The following is a 21,820-nucleotide window of genomic DNA, read 5'->3' as shown; positions in this document are numbered from 1 at the left end:
CAGAAACATTCGTTGTTTCTCGGCCATTCCGGCATGAACAATGTTAGCCAGACCTTTGCTTATCACACATGAGGCAAAGGTCTGGCTATTTTTAAGGTCTTTTTGCATCTGTGTGATAGAGAAGCGGAACAAATGATGCTTTTAATCCTACAGATGAAAGGATGATCGATCTTGAAAAAATATGTGATGGCTTGCCTATTTTCCGGAACGCTTGTATTAAGCGGGTGCTCCGGCTTGCTTGATCAGGTCAACGATACAACGACATATGTCACTGAGGCAAATGACTATGTGACAGACATTCAGCAATTTACAGAGGACTTTCCAAAACTCGCTGAAGAAGCTGTGCAAAATGCCCCCAAAAAAGCAGAATTAACGCAGCAGCTTGAATCATTGAAGGCAGACATTCAAGATTTTAATGATGTCACAGCGCCAAAAATGGCAGAAGATCTGCATGCGCAAATCATTGAAAAAAATAAAGTGCTGTCAGAGGAAATCCAAACGTATTTACAGCAATTGAAAGCAGGCGATATCGATGTTGCCTCCATATTGGAGGATCAGCAGGGATTGATGAAACAGCTTCAGCAATCCGTCAATCTTTTGCAGGATATCGAACAATTAACAAATTAGGACAAACACAGCTTTATATGCGGTGCTCAGCATATCTTTGCCTTTTCCGGTGGAGATATGCTTTAATTTAGGTACAGACAAGTCATAATGGAAAAAAGGTGATCACATGACAGAACATGAAGAAAGACATATGGCTTCGCCTAGAGCCGAAAAGGAAAAGGACCAATTGATCAATCGCTTAAAACGAGTGGAAGGACAAGTGCGCGGGATTCAGCAAATGATTGAAAACGATCGTTACTGTATAGATGTTGTGAATCAAATTTCCGCAGTCAATGCGGCTTTGAAAAAAGTCAGTCTTCATTTGATGGAAAAGCATACACACCATTGTGTTGCAGATGCTATCAAGAGCGGCAATGGGGATGAAGCCATTGAAGAGTTAATGACGGTCTTTACGAAACTGACAAAATCGTAGCATTTATGTTTACATTGATACCCTACTAGGGTATAGTAAATTGTAGAAAATGATTGATGGAGGCGATGAGAAGTGGAACAAGCAACACTTCAAGTGCAGGGCATGTCTTGCGGACATTGCGTGAAAGCAGTCGAAGGAAATGTAGGAGAATTAGCAGGTGTTGAATCTGTGAAAGTCCATTTAGACAAAGGACAGGTGGAGGTTTCATTTCACCCAGATCAAGTCACGTTACACCGTATCTCTGATGTGATAGAAGAACAGGGATATGATGTTGTATAAATAAGTAGACGTGCTGCATGACAGCACGTATTTTTTTCAAAATATTATACCCCCATGGAGTATGTGGAGAGGTGAGATCAATGAAAAAGGAAATTGATTTTCAAATTACGGGGATGACCTGTGCTGCCTGTGCAGGCCGCATCGAAAAGGGATTGAACAGGCTGGAAGGTGTGGAGGATGCCAGTGTGAATTTGGCGCTTGAAACTTCTCATATCATTTATGAAACAGAGCAGCTAACACCAGATGATTTGAAGCGAAAAGTTCAATCTCTTGGCTATGATGTGGTGATGGAGCAAGCAGAATTTGATATAGAGGGAATGACCTGTGCAGCTTGTGCAAACCGAATCGAGAAAAAAATTAACCGAATGGACGGTGTCGATCACGGGTCTGTAAACTTTGCCCTTGAGACACTTCAGGTCACATATCATCCGGGCCAAACGTCTGCAAATGACATAAAAGATGCGGTGCAGTCTATTGGGTATTCTTTAATAGAACCAGATGCAGATCAAGCGGAGGAAGGAAAAAAAGATCACCGGCAAGCTGCAATAGAAAAGCAAACGGCACGCTTTTTATTCTCGATGATTTTATCACTGCCGCTTCTTTGGGCAATGGTCAGCCATTTTTCTTTTACGTCCTTTATTTGGCTGCCAGAAGCGTTTATGAATCCATGGGTACAGCTGGCGTTAGCAGCGCCGGTGCAGTTCATTGTCGGCTGGCCCTTTTATGTAGGTGCGTATAAGGCTTTAAGAAATAAAAGTGCCAATATGGATGTTCTTGTCGCACTTGGGACATCTGCCGCGTTTTTCTATAGTTTATATGAAAGCATTCAGTTAGCGATTAGAGGCACACGTGAGGCAGCCCTCTATTATGAAACAAGTGCTGTCCTCATTACGTTGATCGTGCTCGGAAAATTAATGGAAGCAAGAGCAAAAGGAAGATCATCAGAAGCGATTCAAAAGCTGATGGGCTTACAGGCGAAAGAAGCGGTTATCGAGCGAGATGGCAAACAGATGACTGTGCCTATTTCTGACGTGAAAGTGAATGATCTTGTGTTTGTCAAACCCGGGGAAAAAGTGCCGGTAGATGGAGAAATCATAGAGGGGACAACCGCAATAGATGAGTCCATGATTACAGGAGAAAGTCTGCCGGTTGATAAAACAGCAGGAGATATGGTCATCGGGGCAACGATGAATAAAAATGGATTTATCAAAATAAAAGCGACTAAAGTCGGGAAAGAGACGGCTCTTTCACAGATTATCCGAGTCGTAGAGCAAGCACAGGGCTCAAAAGCACCGATTCAAAGAATGGCAGATCAAATATCAGGGATATTTGTTCCCATTGTTGTAGGAATTGCTGTGCTCACATTCCTCATATGGTTTTTCTTTGTTGACCCAGGAAATATGGCGTCAGCACTTGAAACTTTTATAGCTGTCATTGTCATCGCATGTCCGTGTGCGCTCGGCCTTGCGACACCAACCTCTATTATGGCTGGCAGCGGCCGTGCGGCTGAATCAGGCATTCTGTTTAAAGGCGGAGAGCATTTAGAAGTGACTCAATCACTCGACACGGTCGTGTTAGATAAAACAGGGACTGTGACAAAAGGAGAGCCTAGTCTGACAGATGTACTGGCATATGCCAACTGGACAGAAGATATGCTGCTGCAGCTAGCAGGATCGGCAGAACAGCAGTCGGAACACCCGCTTGCCCGGGCGATCACAGACGGTATGAAGGAACGAGGTCTTGAAGCGGTCGAGGTTGAAGCGTTCCAAGCAGATCCAGGTCATGGAATTGAAGCAAAGGCAGCAGGACACAAGCTTTTGATTGGAACGCGTAAGCTATTACAGAAACATCATATCCAATATGAGCAAATTGAAGCATCTGTCACAACGCTGGAGGAGCAAGGGAAAACGGCTATGCTTGTTGCGATTGACGGCGAAGTCGCCGGCATTGTCGCGGTCGCAGATACAATCAAATCATCCTCTCCACAAGCCATCGCTCGTCTAAAAGAGCAGGGGATTCACGTTGTGATGATGACAGGTGATAATAAACTAACAGCAGAGGCGATTGCGAAACAGGCGGGCATTGATCATGTCATTGCTGAAGTGCTGCCTGAAGAAAAAGCGGCTCACATTGCAGCGCTTCAGGAACAGGGAAAGAAAGTCGCCATGGTCGGAGACGGTATCAATGATGCCCCAGCTCTTGCAACAGCGAATATTGGGATGGCTGTGGGAACAGGGACAGACGTTGCCATGGAAGCAGCAGATATTACGCTCATGACGGGAGATCTCCATGCCATTGCAGATGCGCTGGAATTTAGTAAAAAAACAATGAGAAACATTAAACAAAACCTATTTTGGGCGCTTGCCTATAACTGTATCGGGATACCGATTGCTGCATTTGGTTTCCTTGCGCCATGGCTTGCAGGAGCAGCAATGGCCTTTAGTTCCGTGTCCGTTGTGCTGAATGCGCTCAGGTTGCAGCGATTGAAGCCAGTTAGAGAGGGAGTGGCAGAATGAAGCTGAATGTCAAATGGATTTGGACCGTTAGTGCATTGTTCTACGTTGCTCTTGTGCTCATTGGATATACGATTTATGATGAATCTTATCAAAATCAAAATTCACCAAGTGAACAGATGCAAAATCATTAAGACTTCGCCAAAAGCGAAGTCTTTTTTTTACAATATTGTGGAAAAACCCACCTTTTTAAAGATTTTTCATAAAAAATTCACTTCTTTTTGTTCCTTTTTGTCGTTTTTTGTAGGTTCGTCGTTAAGATGCGATTAAGCAACAAAGAAAGCGTTATCAAAAAAAGGGGGTTCACGTATGAAAAAGTTAGGGTTAGCTTCTCAAATACTCATTGCACTTGTTCTGGGTGTTGTCGTGGGAGCGCTGTTTTATCAAAATGAAACCGTTATTAATGTGTTAACGCCGATTGGCGATATATTCATCCATTTAATTAAAATGATCGTTCTTCCAATTGTTATTGCTGCATTGATTGTAGCAGTTGCAGGTGTTGGAGATATGAAAACAATCGGAAGACTTGGCGGAAAAACCATTCTTTACTTCGAGATTGTGACAACGATTGCATTAGCAGTTGGACTGCTTGCAGCAAACTTGTTCCATCCTGGTACAGGAATTGATATGAGCAACATGGAGAAAGGTGATATCTCTAAATATGAAGAGACATCTAAGGCTTCTTCTGAAAAAGCGACTTTCTCTGAAACGTTGGTGCATCTTGTACCGACAAACGTTTTCCAATCCATTGCAGAAGGTGATCTATTACCAACCATCTTCTTTACAGTCTTATTCGGATTAGGAATTGCCGCAGTTGGAGACAAAGGAAAACCAGTATTAGGATTCTTTGAAGGTATACTCGAAGCCATGTTCTGGGTGACCAATAAAGTGATGAAGTTTGCACCATTTGGTGTATTCGCGCTCATCAGTGTGACGGTGATCAAATTCGGGGTCGGAGCGCTTCTCCCGCTAGGCAAACTGGTACTTGTCGTTTACGGTACAATGGCATTCTTCGTCATTGTTGTACTTGGCATTATTGCGAAAATGGCTGGAACAAGCGTCTTTACACTATTTAAAGTATTAAAAGAAGAAATCATTCTTGCATTCTCAACAGCAAGTTCAGAAGCTGTACTGCCTAGATTAATGGACAAAATGGAGAAGTTCGGCTGCCCGAAAGCGATCACGTCGTTCGTTATTCCAACAGGCTACACCTTTAACTTAGATGGAAGTGCCATCTATCAATCCATTGCTGCGATATTTGTTGCACAAATGTACAGCATGCCACTTTCCATCTATGAGCAAATTACGTTACTATTAATTTTAATGCTGACATCTAAAGGAATGGCTGGTGTACCAGGTGCATCGATCGTTGTTGTCATCACAACTCTTGGTGCTATGGGACTGCCGCTTGAAGGACTTGCCTTCATCGTTGGGATCGACCGACTTCTTGACATGGTTCGTACAACAGTGAACGTATTTGGTAACTCACTTGCAGCCATTGTCATGTCTAAGTGGGAAAAAGTATTTGATCAAGAGAAATCGAAGAAGTATATTGAGGAATTAAAACAACAAACAAAAGCAGCGTAAAAAAGGAGATCTTTTCAAATGACGAAGCTACAGGACAAGCAAGTTCGAATCGAACGTGACTTTCTAGGTGAAAAGGAAGTAGACACTCAAGCATATTATGGAATTCAAACATTACGTGCAGTGGAGAACTTTCCAATTACAGGCTACCGTATTCATGAGGAACTCATCAAAGCATTAGGGATTGTCAAAAAGGCAGCCGCACTTGCAAATATGGATACACAGCGACTATATTCTGGTCTTGGAGAAAAAATTGTTCAAGCCGCAGATGAGGTCATCGAAGGAAAATGGAACAATCAATTTATTGTCGATCCAATTCAAGGCGGGGCTGGCACTTCAATGAATATGAATGCCAATGAAGTCATTGCAAACAGAGCGCTTGAACTACTAGGAAAGGAAAAAGGCGCTTATACTGAGCTAAGTCCAAACACGCATGTGAACATGTCGCAGTCAACAAACGACGTTTTCCCAACAGCGATTCATATTTCAACATTGAATATGATTGAAAAACTACTTTATACGATGGAAAACATGCATCAAGTCATGACCGAAAAAGCGCAGGAATTCGATCATGTCATCAAAATGGGACGCACGCATCTTCAGGACGCTGTTCCAATCAGACTTGGACAAGAGTTTAGTGCTTATGCAAAAGTTCTTGCTCGTGATATTAAACGTATCAAACAGTCTAGACAGCATTTATATGAAGTCAATATGGGTGCAACAGCAGTCGGAACTGGATTGAATGCAGATCCTAAATATATTCGCCAAGTGGTTGGCTACCTATCTGACATTAGCGGATTACCGTTAGTTGGCGCTGAAGACTTAGTCGATGCAACGCAAAATACGGATGCTTATACAGAAGTATCGGCTGCACTTAAAGTATGTATGATGAACATGTCCAAAATGGCGAACGATATTCGTCTGATGGCTTCAGGTCCAAGAGCAGGCTTTGGTGAGCTGCACCTGCCGCCGAGACAGCCAGGTTCATCCATCATGCCAGGGAAAGTCAACCCAGTTATGCCTGAGGTCATGAACCAAGTGGCATTCCAAGTCATTGGGAACGATCACACAATCTGTCTTGCATCAGAGGCTGGCCAGCTTGAACTAAACGTTATGGAACCAGTGTTAGTGTTCAACCTGCTTCAATCTCTCAGCATGATGAAAAATGTATTCGAGTCCTTCGTGGACAACTGCTTGCGTGACCTAAAAGCAGATGAAGCTAGATTAAAAGAATATGTTGAAAAGAGTGCCGGTGTCATGACGGCGGTGAACCCGCACATTGGTTATGAAGCGGCTGCACGAATTGCAAGAGAAGCCATCCTTACAGGCGCATCTGTACGTGAGCTTTGTCTGCAAAATGATGTGTTAACAGAGGAAGAGCTTGATGTCATCTTAAATCCTTTTGAAATGACAAAACCAGGTATTGCTGGTGCATCACTTTTAGAAAAGGATCGTTTAGAAGATTAAGCGGCATCATGAGAAGCGCACACCGGCAAAGTTCCGGTGTGCGCTTTTTCATGGAGGTTTGTTTTTCTTTAGCTCACATAGTATACTATCGTCAATTATTAGGGATGTGACTGCGTTTGAATCTACTGAAAAAATGGCTGAATACAGAGCCTTATTTAATTGTGCTGCTCATTGTACTGACGCCGATTGGCGGAGAGTTTAAATTTTATCCGTTTGAGGACAGCTTTCGGGTCAGCTTTGGAACCGTTGTCTTTTTCTTTATCCTGCTTCAAATGAAAAGATTTCCGGCATGGGCAAGCGGCATCATCGCTGGGATATCTGTTTTTGTGTTTCGCGTGCTGCTTGATACAGCTGTGACAGGGCATCTTCCGCTTGAAGAGGCAGTTTCATTAAGATTTCCTTCCCTGCTTTATTATGTTGTCTACGGCACACTCTTTTATTTATTGAAGGTCAGACGTTTCCGCGATCAGCCATGGCTTATTGGAGCAACAGGCATCGTCATGGAGCTGTGCGCAAGCGTTGTTGAAATCATCGCACTTCGAGGTACGATGGATGAAATTTTAACGGTGAGGACGCTGTTCCAATTATTTGTTTTGGCGATTTTCAGAAGCTTTTTCGTGTTGGCTTGTTATACAATGATTCGCTTATATGAAGAGCAGGCGAGAGAGCGTCAGATGAAAAAGGAAAAGGAACATCTGCTGATGCTTCTGTCTAACCTTTACACAGAATCTACATATTTTCATAAAACACTCGCACATGCTGAGCATATTACGGCCACATCCTATCAATTGTATCAATCCCTTCACCACGCAAAGGATGCGGAATCATTGGATTTGAAAAAGCTCGGTAAAACCGCCTTGCAGATTGCAGGAGAGGTGCATGAAATCAAAAAGGATAACCAGCGGATTTTTTCTGCCTTATCAAAGCTGATTCATGAGGAAAACTTCCAGGCTTATGAGAGTCCTTCTCATATCGCTGGGCTTGTTATTCGCATTCATGAAAATTATGCAGAATCTCTTAAAAAAAACATCGTCTTTCATTATGATGAAGATGGAAAGCATCCCGCCTATCACGTGTATACCATTCTATCTTTGTTAAATAACATCGTATCCAACGCTGTTGAAGCCATTCCTGTAGAAGGAGAGGTGTCACTTTCTATTTCACAGAAAGAAAACCACGTGATTTTTCAAATCAGCGACAACGGGCCTGGCATAAAAGAACGTAATCATCATGTGATTTTTAAACCGGGCTTCACTTTAAAATACGATCAGGCTGGGAATCCATCGAGCGGTATCGGGCTTGCCTATGTAAAGGATACAGCGGAGAAGCTTGGCGGAAGTGTTGAGATGAAGAGTATCCCAAATGAACAAACGATTTTCACATTAATGATACCAGTAGATCAAGTCAGTAGAAAAGAGGGGATTGGGAGATGAGATTTTTTATTGTTGATGATGATGAAGCCGTTCGTTCTTCACTGGCTCAGCTCATTGAAGATGAAGAGCTTGGCATTGTGGCCGGGGAAGCAGAGGATGGCGCAGAGTTAACAGCCAGCTACTTAAATGATTTGCACATTGATATCTTATGTATTGATCTATTGATGCCGGAAAGGGACGGGCTTGAAACGATTCGAGCGATCAAGGATGAGTTTCATGGGAAATACTTAATGCTGTCACAGGTTGAAACAAAGGAATTAATCGGACAGGCGTATACGCTTGGCGTCGAATATTATGTGACAAAGCCGATCAATCGTGTAGAGGTCTTAAGTGTCCTCCATCTCATGATTGAACGTCTTCATTTAGAGCATTCAATTGAAAATATTCAGCACTCACTCAAATCGGTCATGCAATTTCAGCAGCGCGGTCAGACGAAAACGAAGCAGCGGGGGAAAAGTCTTGCAGAGGCGGGGCAGTTTTTGCTGGCGGAGCTTGGTATTGTTGGGGAGAAGGGGTCTAAAGATTTATTAGATATGATTCTGTTTACAGACCAGTATTTAGCGCTGCATGCTGATCATCATGATTCCTTTCCTTCCTTAAAGATCATTTTCACTGGGATTACAGAGGATAAGCTAAGTGAGCCCTACACATCGGCAGACATCGCAAGAGAAGCAAAGGCAGCCGAACAGCGGGTAAGACGTGCGATCAACCAATCATTAAAGCACATCGCATCACTTGGGCTAACCGATTTTTCTCATCCAACGTTTGAAAATTACGCATCTAAATTTTTCGATTTCACCATCGTCCGAAAGAAAATGAGTGAATTGACGAAAGAGATGAGCGGAAGAGAAGAACACACCCGTATCAATGTGAAGAAATTTGTGCAGGTGCTTTACTACGAAGCGAAACGTATTTTTATGGAAGATTAAAAAAAGACATGCTCTCCAATTAAGGAGACATGTCTTTTTTTGTGATGGATTGCAGGTGCATTTGTAGCACGGAGCGTATGAGCTGAGGCGGTATACGTTCGGGCTGCACGATTCCATTCAATGCAAGCCCATTGATGACCGCATAAAGCCGCTCAGTTTCTAATAAAAGATCGATATCAGTTAGCAGCAGCCCATCCTCTTTCAATTTCATTAAACAATATTGGACCGTTTGGAAAAGCTCGTCATACATCTTTGCATTGAGCGGCTGTAGATCTGGTTCAGTCAGCGCCTTGACTGTAAAAGCCTGCCACACCTCCATTTCAAATTTTCGCTCTTCATCAAGTGGAAGAAGCTGCTCCAATAAAGTGAGAACATTTTCCGCCGTTGAACCGTTTAATGCAAGCCCTGTAATCCGCTCCTTGACTCTTTCCTGAATTAAATTCATAGAGAAGAGAAATAACTCTTGCTGTGTGGAAAAATAATGACGCATAGAGCCGGCTGAAATTCCAGCTTCGACTGCTATTTTTCGTACAGAAGCGTTTTCCAATCCCTCTTGTTTAATCACTCTCATTGCAGCTTGAGCGACCTTTTGTTTTTGTTTATGGTGATCGACGATTTTTGGCATACATTGATTTTAGCATAGCTGTTGTTTTTTTAACACAGATGTGTTATTTTTTATTTAATACAATCGTATTAAAAAGGATGTGGAGAAATTGGTCGGGTTATTGATTGTGGCATGTGAAATTGGTTTTTGGCTGTTTATTCTAATGGGCTTAACGCTTCGTTATGTGTTTAAACAGAAAAAGTGGGGTGCTTTTTTTCTTGTCTGTACGCCAGTTTTAGATCTCATCCTTCTTGCGGCTACTTATATAGATTTAAGGCAAGGGGCTGTGGCGAGTGTCATCCACGGGCTTGCGGCTGTTTATATTGGTGTGAGCCTTGCCTTCGGACATCAAATGGTGAAATGGGCAGATGCTAGGTTTGCCTATCGATTTGCAGGAGGCCCTAAGCCAAAGGGAAAACCAAAGTACGGGAAAGAGCGGTCTGTGTATGAAATGGTCGGCTGGGCGCGGCATTTCATTTCTTATGTTATTGGAGCGGGGCTGTTATATGGATTAACCTATCTCATCCAAGCACCAGAGCGGACGGAAGCGCTGATGCAGCTTGTCAATACATGGGGGATGATCTTAACGATTGATTTCATCATTAGCATCAGCTACGTCATTTGGCCGAAAAAACATCCAGAAAATATAACAGGCTGACAAAAAAGACAGGCGGATTCACTCCGCCTGTCTTTTCTTATGATGACAGCCCTTTGTAAATGGTGTCGATATTCCATTTCATCATCTTATAGTAGCTGTCTCCATCTTCCCCTTCTTTTCCAATAGAGTCAGTGAAGACTTTTCCTTTGATCGGAACCCCGGTTTCCTCAGAGAGGCTTTCAAGGCTGCGTTTATCAACACTTGTTTCAAGAAAGAGCGCAGGAACTTGATGATCTTTGACAAAATGAATAATGCGCTTCATTTGTCCTGGTGTTCCTTCACTTTCTGTGTTGATTTCCCAAATATAGCCGGCTTTCAATCCATACGCCTCTGCAAAATATTTGAATGCCCCTTCACTTGTGACAAGGAGTTTTTTATCTTTTGGCAGCTGATCAAACTTGTCTTTTGCTTCATCGTGAAGAGCTTGAAGCTTTTTGATATAGGCTTCTGCATTTTTTTCGTAATCCTCTTTATGTTCAGGGTCCGCCTGAATAAGCGCATCTCGGGCATTTTGGGCATAAAGGATCCCATTCTCAACATTCAGCCATGCGTGAGGGTCCTGCTGGCTTTCAAGGCCTTTTGAGGACAAATGCTTCACTTTCACGCCTTTACTCAGCTCGGCTACAGGTGCATCATCCCCGTCCTTGCCGCTCGATTCAAGCAGCTTTTGAAACCAGCCGTTCCCTGTTTCAAGGTTCAAGCCATTATATAGAACAAGGTCTGCATCCGTCGTATACTGAACATCCTTTGGCAGTGGGTCAAATTCGTGTGGATCTGTACCAATGGGAACAATGCTGTGAATAGAGACATGCTGCCCGCCTACTTCCTTCACAATGTCATAAAGAATGGAGTAGGTCGTGACAACTTTTAATGTGCCGTCATCTTTACCGGAATTACTTTGCTTGGTCGAACAGCCTGCGATGATCATAAGGGCAATGAATACTGCGGTCAAACGGATAGCAAATACCTTCTTCATATATGTCCTCCTTTTACATAGACGCTTCCTTTTTTAAGTGCGTTCGTTTTCGTTTAGATTTTAATGATCTCCATAGAATGCCTTGCTTTGGTGAAAAGATAAAGGCACTGCCGAATAAAATGGTCGCGACCAGCACGATGGAAGCGCCAGATGACAAGTTATACGTAAAACTAAGCCCAAGACCTACGACAGCAGAAACAGCACCGAAAAAAGCAGATAAATAAATCATGATCCATAGCCGGTCCGTTAAGAGATAAGCGGTGGCTGCCGGCGTGATCAGCATGGCAACGACAAGAATAATCCCGACGGTTTGCAGTGATGCAACGGTCACAAGGGTCAATAAGGTCATGAGAAAATAATGAATCATACGATTCGGCAAACCGTAAACCGAAGAAATCACCGGATCAAATGAACTAATGAGCAGTTCTTTGTAGAAAACAATGACGGCTAGCAAAATAAAAATACCGATTCCCAGTGTAATCCACATATCAGATGATCGAACAGCTAGAACATTTCCAAATAGAATATGATATAGATCACTTGAACTTTTCAAAAATGTGATCAAAATAATTCCGATTGAGAAAAAGGCTGTAAAGACAATGCCGATGGCAGAATCATTTTTTATGCGGCTGTTTTGACTCACATAACCGATCCCAATCGCTGTTAACACCCCAGTTAAAACGGCCCCGAAGAAAAAGTTAATTCCAAGCATATAAGAGATGGCGACCCCTGGCAGTACGGCGTGAGAAATAGCGTCTCCCATCAGAGCCATGCCGCGTAAAATGATAAAGCAGCCGATAACGCCGCAAATGATGCCTACCATGACGGATGTAAATAGCGCTTTTTGTAAAAAAGCATATTCAAAGAGTCCGGTTAAAAATTCCATTACACGTCTCCTCCTGCTGATTTTAAGAATGGCAGCTGTGTTTCATATGCTTCCAGCATGATCTCTGGGCGAAGGATGTCGTGTACAGGCCCTGCTTTGATGAGCTTTTTATTTAACAGAACAAGATGGCTGAAATAATCATCTGCCTTACTCAAATCATGATGGACAACCAAAATGGTTTTCCCTTCATCTCGTAATTCCTTCAAAATGCGAACCATCGTTTCTTCACTTGCCATATCAATCCCGACAAATGGTTCATCCAAACAGAAGAGCTGTGCGTTTTGAGCAAGTGCCCTTGCAAGGAAGACACGCTGCTGCTGTCCGCCGGATAACTCACCGATTTGTCTTTTGGCAAAGTCCTGCATCCCGACTTTTTCTAAACAGTGATACGCATATGCCCGGTCTTCTTTTTTTGGACGTTTGATTAGTCCGAGCTTCGGATATGTTCCAAGTAGTACGGTATCCAGTACATGAATTGGAAACGTCCAATCTAAATCATTTCTCTGCGGTACATAGGCAATCTGTTTTCTGACGTGTTTAAAGGGCTGTTCAAAAAAACGAATATCCCCTTGGTCTTTTTCAATGAGATCCAAACATGCCTTGAGTAACGTCGATTTACCAGCACCATTTGGACCGATGATTCCTGTCATTGTCCCTTCCTGTATGGAAAGAGAGACATTCTCTAATGCATCCTGTCCGTGATATGAGACATGAAGACGGTCGATTGTTAAAGCATTTGACATCTCTTGCGGCCCCTTTCAATCATCATTGCACTTCCTAAAGATATATGCATACATTAAATAATTTTGACTAAAGGATGAAATGATTCTCTAATGCTAATTTGTTTCCTTAGGGAAACTTTTATTTTATTCTAAGCGTCTGTCCTTCTTTTGTAAAGAGAAAAACTGCAAACGATCGTTTTTATGTTATGCGGGGGGCGGGGGACATGAGCTTGGTTTATTGAAAATCCGTGTGACAGAATTGGACACAAAAAACCAATGATTTCTTCAGAAATGATTGACAGAAGACAAGAACTCCTCATATAATAAAGGTAATCCAATATATGAATATATGCTCATATATAAAGTTTTTGGTTTTTAATAGGTTTCATCGATCCAGGGAACGTTACTTATCATATAGAAAAAAGGTGAGAACATGAAAAAAATGAAGGATGAATACGTATTAAGCGGTCTTGATTGTGGAAACTGTGCACGTAAAATTGAAACAGGTGTCAGCAAAATGGATGGCGTTGAAGCTTGTTCCGTTAATTTTGCGACAGGGACATTGACTGTCACACATGCAGATAAGCAAGAAACGATGTCAAAACGTATTGAAAAAACGGTTCAGTCCATCGAACCTCATGTGAGTGTATCACCAAAAGAAGAAGGACATCACCACGATCATGATCATGGGACAAAAAATTTAAAAGCGATTGTGCTCAAATTAATTGGCGGTGCAGTCATTGGAACAGCAGCTTATTTTATACCAGAAGATGGCTTACTGAAATTTATCATGTTTTTCGCAGCGTATTTACTAGTCGGGGGCGATGTGGTTTTTAAAGCGTTGAAAAATATCGTGCGCGGCCAAGTATTTGATGAAAACTTCTTAATGACCATTGCAACAGCTGGCGCTTTTGTCATTCAACAATATCCAGAGGCACTGGCAGTGATGCTGTTTTACCAAATTGGAGAGCTGTTCCAAGGAGCAGCAGTGAATCGTTCAAGACGATCCATTAGTGAACTAATGAATATTCGCCCTGAATATGCGAATCTCAAAGTAGGAAATGAAACGAAAAAAGTGAAGCCGGAAGAAGTAAAAGTCGGTGACCGTATCGTCGTAAAACCGGGCGAAAAAATTCCACTTGATGGTCTCGTCATTGAAGGCTTTTCACTCGTGGATACCTCTGCATTAACAGGTGAGTCTGTGCCGCGGGATGTAGAAGCAGGGAAAGAAGTTCTTGCAGGATTTGTGAATCAAAACGGTATTCTTGAAATTGAAGTGCAAAAAGGGCTAAGCGAATCGGCAGTGACGAAAATTTTAGATTTGGTTGAAAATGCGAGCAGCCGAAAAGCACAGACAGAAAACTTTATCACAAAGTTTGCAAAATACTATACACCGGCTGTCGTTGTATTGGCATTGCTGCTTGCCTTTGTGCCGCCGCTTCTCATTCCATCAGCTCAATTGTCTGACTGGGTTTACCGGGCACTCGTTTTCCTAGTGATTTCTTGTCCTTGTGCGCTTGTCGTGTCCATCCCATTAGGCTTCTTCGGGGGAATTGGGGCGGCTTCTAAACGAGGCATCCTTGTAAAAGGCAGTAACTATCTAGAAGCACTAAACTCTGTGAGCTATGCTGTATTTGATAAGACGGGCACACTCACAAAAGGGAACTTTACGGTAACCAATATCGTGACAACGAGCGACAAGTGGTCAGAAGAAGAGCTGCTTTCTTTTGCAGCTTTAGCAGAAGCCCACTCCTCACATCCGATTGCTGAATCAATTAAAGCGGCATATGGTTCGCCGCTTGATGAAAGCAAGATCGAAGCATACGAAGATATTGCGGGACATGGAATTAAAGCAACCATCAGTGGATCCCAAGTGTTAGCGGGTAATCATCGCTTGATGGAACGAGAAGGCATTTCATATGAAAAAGAAAAACGAAGCGGAACGGTTGTGTACATGGCCATTAACCGTGAGTTTGCCGGATCGATCTTGATTGCAGATGAATTAAAGGATGATGCAATTGAAGCCGTCTCAGCTCTAAAAGCATCTGGCATTCAAACAGTCATGCTGACTGGTGATGCCAAGCAAGTCGGAACAGCGGTCGCCCAGCAAATTGGCATTGATGAAGTACATGCCGAATTATTACCGCAGGATAAAGTAACGAAATTAGAAGAAATTGATCAGAAAAAAGCGCCTCAAGAAAAATTATTATTTGTTGGGGACGGCATTAATGATACACCGGTATTAGCAAGAGCAGACATAGGAATTGCGATGGGCGGACTTGGTTCAGATGCAGCGGTAGAAGCGGCTGATATCGTCATTATGACAGACCAGCCGTCAAAAGTAGCAGAAGCCATCGCTGTCGCTAAACGAACAAGAAGAATTGTATGGCAGAATATTGCATTTGCTCTTGGAGTTAAAGGGGTTTTCCTATTACTCGGAGCATTTGGTATTGCGACCATGTGGGAAGCCGTCTTCTCGGATGTCGGTGTGACTGTACTCGCTGTTTTAAATGCCATGAGGGTAATGAAATAAAATTGTTAGGAAAAATTCATGAATACCATCTTTCATAATGAATCCCCTCTTGTTAAAATAGAAGAAGTTGGATAATGGCATTATTCTAAGCTATTATCCTTTTTCTTTTCAAGGAATGAAAAAGATAAGGTAGGTGCTTATGTGAGTAAAAAAAATAATCAATCATCATCCATTAAATTTGCTGTCATTTTAACCATTATCGCAGCTCTTCTCATCGGATTATTCGTCGTCATTGGAAATAACAACAGCAAAGAAGCACAAACGGTTGACAGTAAGCCTTCTATTAAAGGACAGCCTGTCATGGGAGATAAAAACGCAGCCGTACAAATCGTCGAGTTTGGGGATTATAAATGTCCATCATGTAAATCATTTGAAACAGACATTTTCCCAAAGCTGAAAGCGGACTACATAGATAAAGGCGATGTATCATTTTCGTTTATTAACTTGCCACTTCCTGTTCATGGAGATGGCGCAGTGCTGGCAGCACTAGCTTCTGAAGAAGTGTGGAAAGAAGATCCGAAAAACTTTTGGGCATTTCATGAAGCTGTCTATCAAGCACAGCCAGATAGTGAAGCAGAATGGGTCACGCCTGCTAAGCTGACGGAGCTAGCGAAAAAGACAACAAAAATAGATACGGACAAGCTTAAAGATAACCTATCAAAGAAAACATATCAGCCGCAGCTGAACACAGACGATCAGCTTGTGAACCAATATAAAGTGAATGCAACACCAACTCTTTTCATTAACAATAAACAAGTCGAAAACTTTTATGACTATGATGAAATCAAAGAATTAATTGATCAAGAGCTCAAAGGGAAAAAATCATGAAGAATAAGCTTGTTTACTTATACAGTGCTTGGATCGTTTCTATCGTTGCGACGATGAGCAGCCTGTATTTAAGTGAAGTAAAGAAGTTTATCCCATGCGATATGTGCTGGTTTCAGCGCATTTTCATGTACCCGCTCGTGCTTTTACTTGGAATTGCGACATTCAGAGGCGATGTGAAAGTGAAATATTACGTTCTGCCTTTGGCTGTGATTGGCGCTTGTTTTTCTATCTATCATTATATGGAACAAAAGATACCTGGCTTTGCATCGATTCGCCCTTGCCTGAGCGGTATTCCTTGTTCCGTTGATTATTTGAACTGGTTTGGTTTTATCACCATTCCACTACTAGCTCTTATTGCATTTATTCTCATCATCATTAGTATGCTGCTGTTAAATGCAAAAGAAGATTGAAAGAGATAGCCTGCTTATAAGCGGGCTATTTTTTATTTTTGCAAAAAGATAAAATTTAAAGAAAATTTGTATTGCTTTTCACCTGTGTCAGATATACATTAAGGGAGTAGTGTTAGATGATCAGATAAAGGTAAGGAGATAAGCGGAAAATGGCATGGGAAGTCTTAAGTATCATTGGCATTGTCGCATTCGCTATTAGTGGTGCGATTGTGGCAATGGAGGAAGAGTACGATATTCTTGGTGTGTACATTTTAGGGATTGTGACAGCATTTGGCGGTGGAGCGATTCGGAATCTATTAATTGGTCTGCCGGTGTCTGCTTTATGGTCACAGGGCAAAATGTTTACGATTGCCCTTGTATCCATTACGATTGTGTTTCTTTTTCCAAAGCTTTTGCTCAAGCACTGGAGCACATGGGGGAATTTCTCGGATGCGATCGGTTTAGCAGCGTTTGCGATTCAAGGCGCATTATTTGCTGTGCAAAGAGAACTCCCGCTCAGTGCAGTTATTGTGGCAGCCATTTTGACTGGAAGCGGCGGCGGAATTGTGCGTGATTTATTAGCAGGGCGAAAGCCGCTTGTGCTAAAAGCAGAGATTTACGCCGTATGGGCAGCCCTTGGCGGCTTATTCGTCGGACTCGGCTTAGCACAAGGAGAGCTTGCTTTATATCTGCTGTTTGTCATCCTCGTCGTATGCAGAGTTTGTTCCTACTTATTCAAATGGCGTCTTCCCGCCAGGTCTTATTTTTTAAATAAAGGGTAAAACGAAAAAAGGGCGATTCCGCTCTTTTTTTTGTGTTTAATAAGAGCTGAATATCAGCAGATGATGGAGTTTTCGTGTAAAATAAAAGCAGGGTCTTTTGTTCATCATTTGAACAATACATATGATGAAAATTTTGTCAGCTGGCTGAATATCTAGATTCAGCCTTTTTTTGCCTAGATGGATTGTTATGTGTTGGTTTCACTTTTTGCGGAATACTAAAGAAGCACTTCTGAGCGGACGGATGGATGAAATGAACACATCTTTGCATGTAAGCAAAACTTGACGAAAAATATACATAGGAGGGACATGTACTAGTGGAGATTTTTTTGGCAGTGCTCGTACTACTGGCACTCATTGCAGTATCTAATATTATCAATCGTTTTGTCCCCTTTATTCCCGTTCCGTTAATTCAAGTGGGCTTAGGAATATTGGTGGCAGCTTTTCCTTCAGGTTTACATATTTCTTTAAATCCTGAACTCTTCTTCGTTCTATTTATTGCGCCGCTGTTATTTAATGACGGGAAGCGTACCCCAAGGGATGAGCTATGGAAATTAAGAGCACCAATTCTTCTTTTAGCGCTTGGTCTAGTGTTTGCGACCGTCATTGTAGCGGGATATACCATTCATTGGATGATTCCAAGCATACCGCTTCCAGCCGCTTTTGCGCTTGCAGCAATTTTATCACCGACAGATGTGGTGGCAGTAAGTGCTTTATCCAGCCGTGTGAATATGCCAAAGGGCATCATGAGACTGCTTGAAGGCGAAGGGCTGATGAACGATGCATCAGGACTTGTCGCCTTTAAATTTGCCATTGCTGCAACGGTGACGGGAGCATTTTCAATTGCTCAGGCATCCTTTAGTTTTGTACTGATTGCAGCAGGCGGGTTATTGACTGGATTTATTCTATCCTTTTTTATCATTCGTTTTCGCTATTTTCTCCGCCGTTTAGGAATGGACGATGTCACAATGCATATCATCCTGCAAATCCTTACACCATTTGTGATTTATTTAGCAGCGGAAGAAATCGGTGTATCCGGAATTTTAGCCGTTGTGGCAGGCGGTGTGACACATGCCATTGAGCAAGACCGAATGGAAGCGAATTTAGCCAAACTGCAAATCGCTTCATCAAACACATGGAATATTATTTTATTTATTTTAAACGGACTTGTTTTTGTCATACTTGGATTGCAGATTCCAGATGTATCTACAGTTATTTTCCAAGATGAATCCTTTAACAACATGCAGGTGATTGGTTACATCTTAATTATTACGCTATGTCTCATGGTGCTGCGGTTCTTATGGGTATGGCTGTTCTGGGCAGGAAAATGGAGTGCAACAAAAAAGCAAAATGTGAAAAAGCCGAAGTTTCGCGCCTCGATGCTCATGACATTCTCTGGTGTCCGCGGAGCTGTGACATTAGCCGGTGCCTTCTCTATCCCATTTACGCTCGCGGACGGATCACCATTTCCAGAGCGGCATTTGATTATCTTCCTCGCAGCAGGCGTCATCTTATGTACACTCATTTTAGCCAGTGTGTTACTGCCTCTTTTATCTGAGAAAAAAGACAAACAAGTCGACGTGGACTTGGATACAAAGATTCAGCATGCGAAACGGAAGCTGCTGAGAAGCGCGATTAAAACGTTAAAAGAAGGGATGAATGAGGACAACAGGGAAGTATCCCTTGCACTCATCAATGATTACCGAATGAAGCTGAGAAATATCCAGCGTGAACCATACCAATTCGGGATGAGAAAACAAGAGCGAAAAATCAGACTGCACGGCATCAAAGCAGAACAGATGAAACTTCAACAATTAATCGATGAAGAGAAAATTGACAAGGAAGAAGCCTATGAGCTGCAAGAGAGATTTCATGAGCTGGAAATGCTGTATTCAAACTCCTTCAAAATCCGTTTTTCAAAGGTGAAGTTTCTCCGCTTGCTTCAATGGCTGCAATTATGGCGGCCGAATCAGCACATTTCAAGCGGTATTTTAGAAAAAGAGGACGCGTACAAACAAATCCGTAAGAAAACGGCTGAGGCTGCGGTAGACTCGATCAAACAGCATATGACAGATGAAAACCAGCAAACGTGCCACCAAGTGATTGGTTTTTACAACCAAGTGATTTACCGCTGTGAACACGGTCCAAGCTTCTTCCAGCAAAAAGACCGTTCATTTGACCGGAAGAAAAAAGAGCTTAACTTCCAAGCTGTACAGTCGATTCGAAATGAAATTCAAACCTTATATGAAGATGGTGAGATCAATCGTGATATTGCCCATCATTTAAGGGAGTATATCAATGACATGGAGGCTGTTTTGCTAACCAATACGTGATGTTGTCATCTTCTCCCTCGTGTTTTATGATGAAGAAAGAGAACGAACAGAGGGGAGATCAATGATGGCCTATTATGGAGCAATTGAAGCTGGAGGTACAAAATTTTGTTGTGCAATCGGCAATGAGCGTGGAGACATCTTAGAGGAAATGACGATTCCAACAGAGCACCCAGAGAAAACAATACAGCAGCTTATTCCATTTTTTAAGCAGCATGACATTGCAGCATTAGGGGTTGGCTCCTTTGGACCCATTTGTGTTCAAAAGGATGATCCTTCATACGGTTATATTATGAACACGCCGAAAGTGGAGTGGAAGCATTATCCGTTCATTCCTGAGCTTGAGAAGCAATTAGGTGTCCCAGTATCCTTTACAACAGATGTCAATGCCGCAGCACTAGGTGAATTAACAAAAGGGGCAGCCAAAGGGCTAAGCAGCTGTTTGTATATCACGGTCGGTACAGGCATTGGTGCGGGAGCTGTTGTGAAAAATGAGCTTCTACACGGCCATTCACATCCTGAGATGGGACATATCCTTATCAGACAGGATGAATCAGATCCGTTTGCAGGTGTCTGTCTGGCACATGGAAATTGCTTAGAAGGGCTGGCAGCTGGACCAGCGATTGAGAAAAGGTGGGGAAAACCCGCCAAAGAGCTTACGCAGGAAGAAGCGGTTTGGGCACTTGAAGCGGATTATTTAGCGCAGGCGCTTATGCAGTACTCACTCATTTTAAGCCCAGAGCGCATCATCATGGGCGGAGGCGTCATGAAGCAAAAGCAGCTATTCCCACTCATTCGAGAGAAGCTGGCTGCTTATGTCAATGATTATGTGGATATGCCGCCGCTTGATACATACATTGTCTCCCCCGGGCTTGAGGACAAGGCTGGCATGACAGGTGCACTGCTCTTAGCCGTCGAAGCGAAGAGAAACGCCTGATAATAGAGTTTTGAAACACAACATGAGATAATGAAAGAGATGGAATTTATAAAAAAGGTGGTTGTTAAAATGGTCAAAAGCTTGAATGATACCGTAACATTGAATAACGGAGTCGAAATGCCTTGGTTTGGTTTAGGTGTATTCAAAGTGGAGGACGGCAATCAAGTGGTAGATGCCGTAAAAGCAGCCATACGAAACGGATATCGCAGCATTGATACGGCAGCTGTTTATAAAAATGAGACAGGCGTAGGAAAAGCGATTAAAGAATCTGGCGTGAAACGAGAAGACTTATTTATCACATCTAAAGTATGGAACACAGATCAAGGCTATGAAAAAGCGCTTGAAGCGTTTGACGCAAGCTTAAACCGATTAGGTCTTGATTACTTAGACCTCTATTTGATTCATTGGCCTGGACCAAATGCAGATACATTTAAAGACACATGGCGCGCACTTGAGAAGCTTTATAAAGATGGGAAAGTCAGAGCCATTGGAGTCAGCAATTTCTACATTCAGCATTTAGAAGAGCTGTTAAAAGATGCTGAGGTTGTTCCAGCTGTGAACCAAGTTGAATTTCATCCGAAACTGACACTTGTTGAACTGCGTCAATATGCAAAGGAAAAAGGCATTCAAATTGAGGCATGGTCTCCGCTGATGCAAGGGAAGCTATTAGATCATGACGTATTGAAAGACATTGCTGCACGCTACAACAAATCTGTTGCTCAAATCATCTTGCGCTGGGATCTGCAAAGCGGTGTCGTGACAATTCCAAAATCAATCAATGAAGAACGCATTAAACAAAATGCAGACATCTTTGACTTCGAGCTTTCCAAAGAAGACATGGAAAAAATCGATGCATTAAACAATAACGAACGCGTCGGCTCAAATCCAGAGACGATGACGGTTGGGTTTGAATAAATAATAAAATCCTCTTTCT

General features: G+C 42.5%; 21 protein-coding genes. 17 read left to right on the top strand and 4 right to left on the bottom strand.

The window, feature by feature from the left end:
- Positions 1–171: 171 nt before the first annotated feature.
- The 9 genes from MHB67_RS15440 (at position 172) to MHB67_RS15400 (ending at position 9,244) form a co-directional block, all read left to right on the top strand.
- A complete protein-coding gene (locus tag MHB67_RS15440; protein WP_213405031.1) occupies positions 172–627 on the top strand; it encodes a DUF6376 family protein in 456 nt (151 codons plus the stop codon).
- Positions 628–733: 106 nt separating this feature from the next.
- Positions 734–1,039, top strand: a complete 306-nt coding sequence (locus tag MHB67_RS15435; protein WP_012011272.1) for a metal-sensing transcriptional repressor — start codon at positions 734–736, stop codon at positions 1,037–1,039.
- Positions 1,040–1,111: 72 nt separating this feature from the next.
- On the top strand, positions 1,112–1,318 hold the full coding sequence (gene copZ, locus MHB67_RS15430) for a copper chaperone CopZ (protein ID WP_024423475.1): 207 nt from the start codon (positions 1,112–1,114) through the stop codon (positions 1,316–1,318).
- 80 nt (positions 1,319–1,398) lie between these two features.
- Positions 1,399–3,834, top strand: coding sequence for a heavy metal translocating P-type ATPase (locus MHB67_RS15425; protein WP_342492617.1), 2,436 nt, complete (start codon positions 1,399–1,401; stop codon positions 3,832–3,834).
- Positions 3,831–3,965 (top strand): hypothetical protein, encoded by a 135-nt coding sequence (locus MHB67_RS15420; protein WP_257802443.1) that lies wholly within the window; start codon positions 3,831–3,833, stop codon positions 3,963–3,965. Before MHB67_RS15425 ends, MHB67_RS15420 begins: the two co-directional genes overlap by 4 nt.
- Positions 3,966–4,140: 175 nt before the next feature.
- Positions 4,141–5,418, top strand: coding sequence for a cation:dicarboxylase symporter family transporter (locus MHB67_RS15415; RefSeq protein WP_257802444.1), 1,278 nt, complete (start codon positions 4,141–4,143; stop codon positions 5,416–5,418).
- An 18-nt stretch (positions 5,419–5,436) separates the two neighbouring features.
- Positions 5,437–6,882: an aspartate ammonia-lyase gene (aspA, locus tag MHB67_RS15410; protein WP_257802446.1), complete on the top strand. Its 1,446-nt coding sequence runs from the start codon at positions 5,437–5,439 to the stop codon at positions 6,880–6,882.
- A 116-nt stretch (positions 6,883–6,998) separates the two neighbouring features.
- Positions 6,999–8,315 (top strand): sensor histidine kinase, encoded by a 1,317-nt coding sequence (locus MHB67_RS15405; protein ID WP_342492616.1) that lies wholly within the window; start codon positions 6,999–7,001, stop codon positions 8,313–8,315.
- Positions 8,312–9,244: a response regulator gene (locus tag MHB67_RS15400; RefSeq protein ID WP_034280916.1), complete on the top strand. Its 933-nt coding sequence runs from the start codon at positions 8,312–8,314 to the stop codon at positions 9,242–9,244. The genes MHB67_RS15405 and MHB67_RS15400 overlap by 4 nt, the downstream gene beginning before the upstream one ends.
- 19 nt (positions 9,245–9,263) lie before the next feature.
- On the opposite strand, the gene MHB67_RS15395 is transcribed toward MHB67_RS15400, so the two are convergent.
- A complete protein-coding gene (locus tag MHB67_RS15395; protein ID WP_212048089.1) occupies positions 9,264–9,869 on the bottom strand; it encodes a TetR/AcrR family transcriptional regulator in 606 nt (201 codons plus the stop codon).
- Between the two features lie 88 nt (positions 9,870–9,957).
- Here MHB67_RS15395 and MHB67_RS15390 point away from each other — a divergent pair, with 88 nt between their 5' ends.
- Complete coding sequence (locus MHB67_RS15390; RefSeq protein ID WP_041108485.1) at positions 9,958–10,506, top strand: hypothetical protein; 549 nt, start codon at positions 9,958–9,960, stop codon at positions 10,504–10,506.
- 37 nt (positions 10,507–10,543) lie between these two features.
- Here the strand turns inward: MHB67_RS15390 and MHB67_RS15385 are convergent, their stop codons facing one another.
- The 3 genes from MHB67_RS15385 to MHB67_RS15375 are packed head-to-tail and all read right to left on the bottom strand — an operon-like array spanning position 10,544 to position 13,111.
- Positions 10,544–11,482, bottom strand: a complete 939-nt coding sequence (locus MHB67_RS15385) for a metal ABC transporter substrate-binding protein (protein ID WP_024423469.1) — start codon at positions 11,480–11,482, stop codon at positions 10,544–10,546.
- 13 nt (positions 11,483–11,495) lie between these two features.
- The gene (locus tag MHB67_RS15380) at positions 11,496–12,368 is read right to left on the bottom strand and encodes a metal ABC transporter permease (protein ID WP_024423468.1); all 873 of its coding nucleotides are present in this window, start codon (positions 12,366–12,368) and stop codon (positions 11,496–11,498) included.
- A complete protein-coding gene (locus MHB67_RS15375; RefSeq protein ID WP_024426045.1) occupies positions 12,368–13,111 on the bottom strand; it encodes a metal ABC transporter ATP-binding protein in 744 nt (247 codons plus the stop codon). The genes MHB67_RS15380 and MHB67_RS15375 overlap by 1 nt, the downstream gene beginning before the upstream one ends.
- Positions 13,112–13,523: 412 nt before the next feature.
- On the opposite strand from MHB67_RS15375, the gene MHB67_RS15370 reads away from it, so the two are divergent.
- From MHB67_RS15370 to MHB67_RS15340, 7 genes are all read left to right on the top strand, one after another.
- On the top strand, positions 13,524–15,623 hold the full coding sequence (locus MHB67_RS15370; protein WP_308280970.1) for a heavy metal translocating P-type ATPase: 2,100 nt from the start codon (positions 13,524–13,526) through the stop codon (positions 15,621–15,623).
- Between the two features lie 141 nt (positions 15,624–15,764).
- Positions 15,765–16,451: a DsbA family protein gene (locus tag MHB67_RS15365; RefSeq protein ID WP_044331353.1), complete on the top strand. Its 687-nt coding sequence runs from the start codon at positions 15,765–15,767 to the stop codon at positions 16,449–16,451.
- Positions 16,448–16,861: a disulfide oxidoreductase gene (locus tag MHB67_RS15360; RefSeq protein ID WP_024423464.1), complete on the top strand. Its 414-nt coding sequence runs from the start codon at positions 16,448–16,450 to the stop codon at positions 16,859–16,861. Before MHB67_RS15365 ends, MHB67_RS15360 begins: the two co-directional genes overlap by 4 nt.
- 149 nt (positions 16,862–17,010) lie before the next feature.
- Positions 17,011–17,622 carry a trimeric intracellular cation channel family protein gene (locus tag MHB67_RS15355; protein WP_024423463.1) on the top strand — a complete coding sequence of 204 codons (612 nt, stop codon included), beginning with the start codon at positions 17,011–17,013 and terminating at the stop codon, positions 17,620–17,622.
- Positions 17,623–17,936: 314 nt separating this feature from the next.
- On the top strand, positions 17,937–19,952 hold the full coding sequence (locus tag MHB67_RS15350) for a Na+/H+ antiporter (RefSeq protein WP_103131617.1): 2,016 nt from the start codon (positions 17,937–17,939) through the stop codon (positions 19,950–19,952).
- Between the two features lie 64 nt (positions 19,953–20,016).
- Positions 20,017–20,886: an ROK family protein gene (locus tag MHB67_RS15345; RefSeq protein WP_342492615.1), complete on the top strand. Its 870-nt coding sequence runs from the start codon at positions 20,017–20,019 to the stop codon at positions 20,884–20,886.
- A 69-nt stretch (positions 20,887–20,955) separates the two neighbouring features.
- Positions 20,956–21,801, top strand: coding sequence for an aldo/keto reductase (locus MHB67_RS15340; RefSeq protein WP_151039898.1), 846 nt, complete (start codon positions 20,956–20,958; stop codon positions 21,799–21,801).
- Positions 21,802–21,820 lie beyond the last annotated feature (19 nt).

The organism is Bacillus sp. FSL H8-0516, assembly GCF_038635285.1.
Taxonomy (GTDB): Bacteria; Bacillota; Bacilli; order Bacillales; family Bacillaceae; genus Bacillus; species Bacillus safensis.
This window is presented reverse-complemented; position numbering and strand designations above follow the sequence as displayed.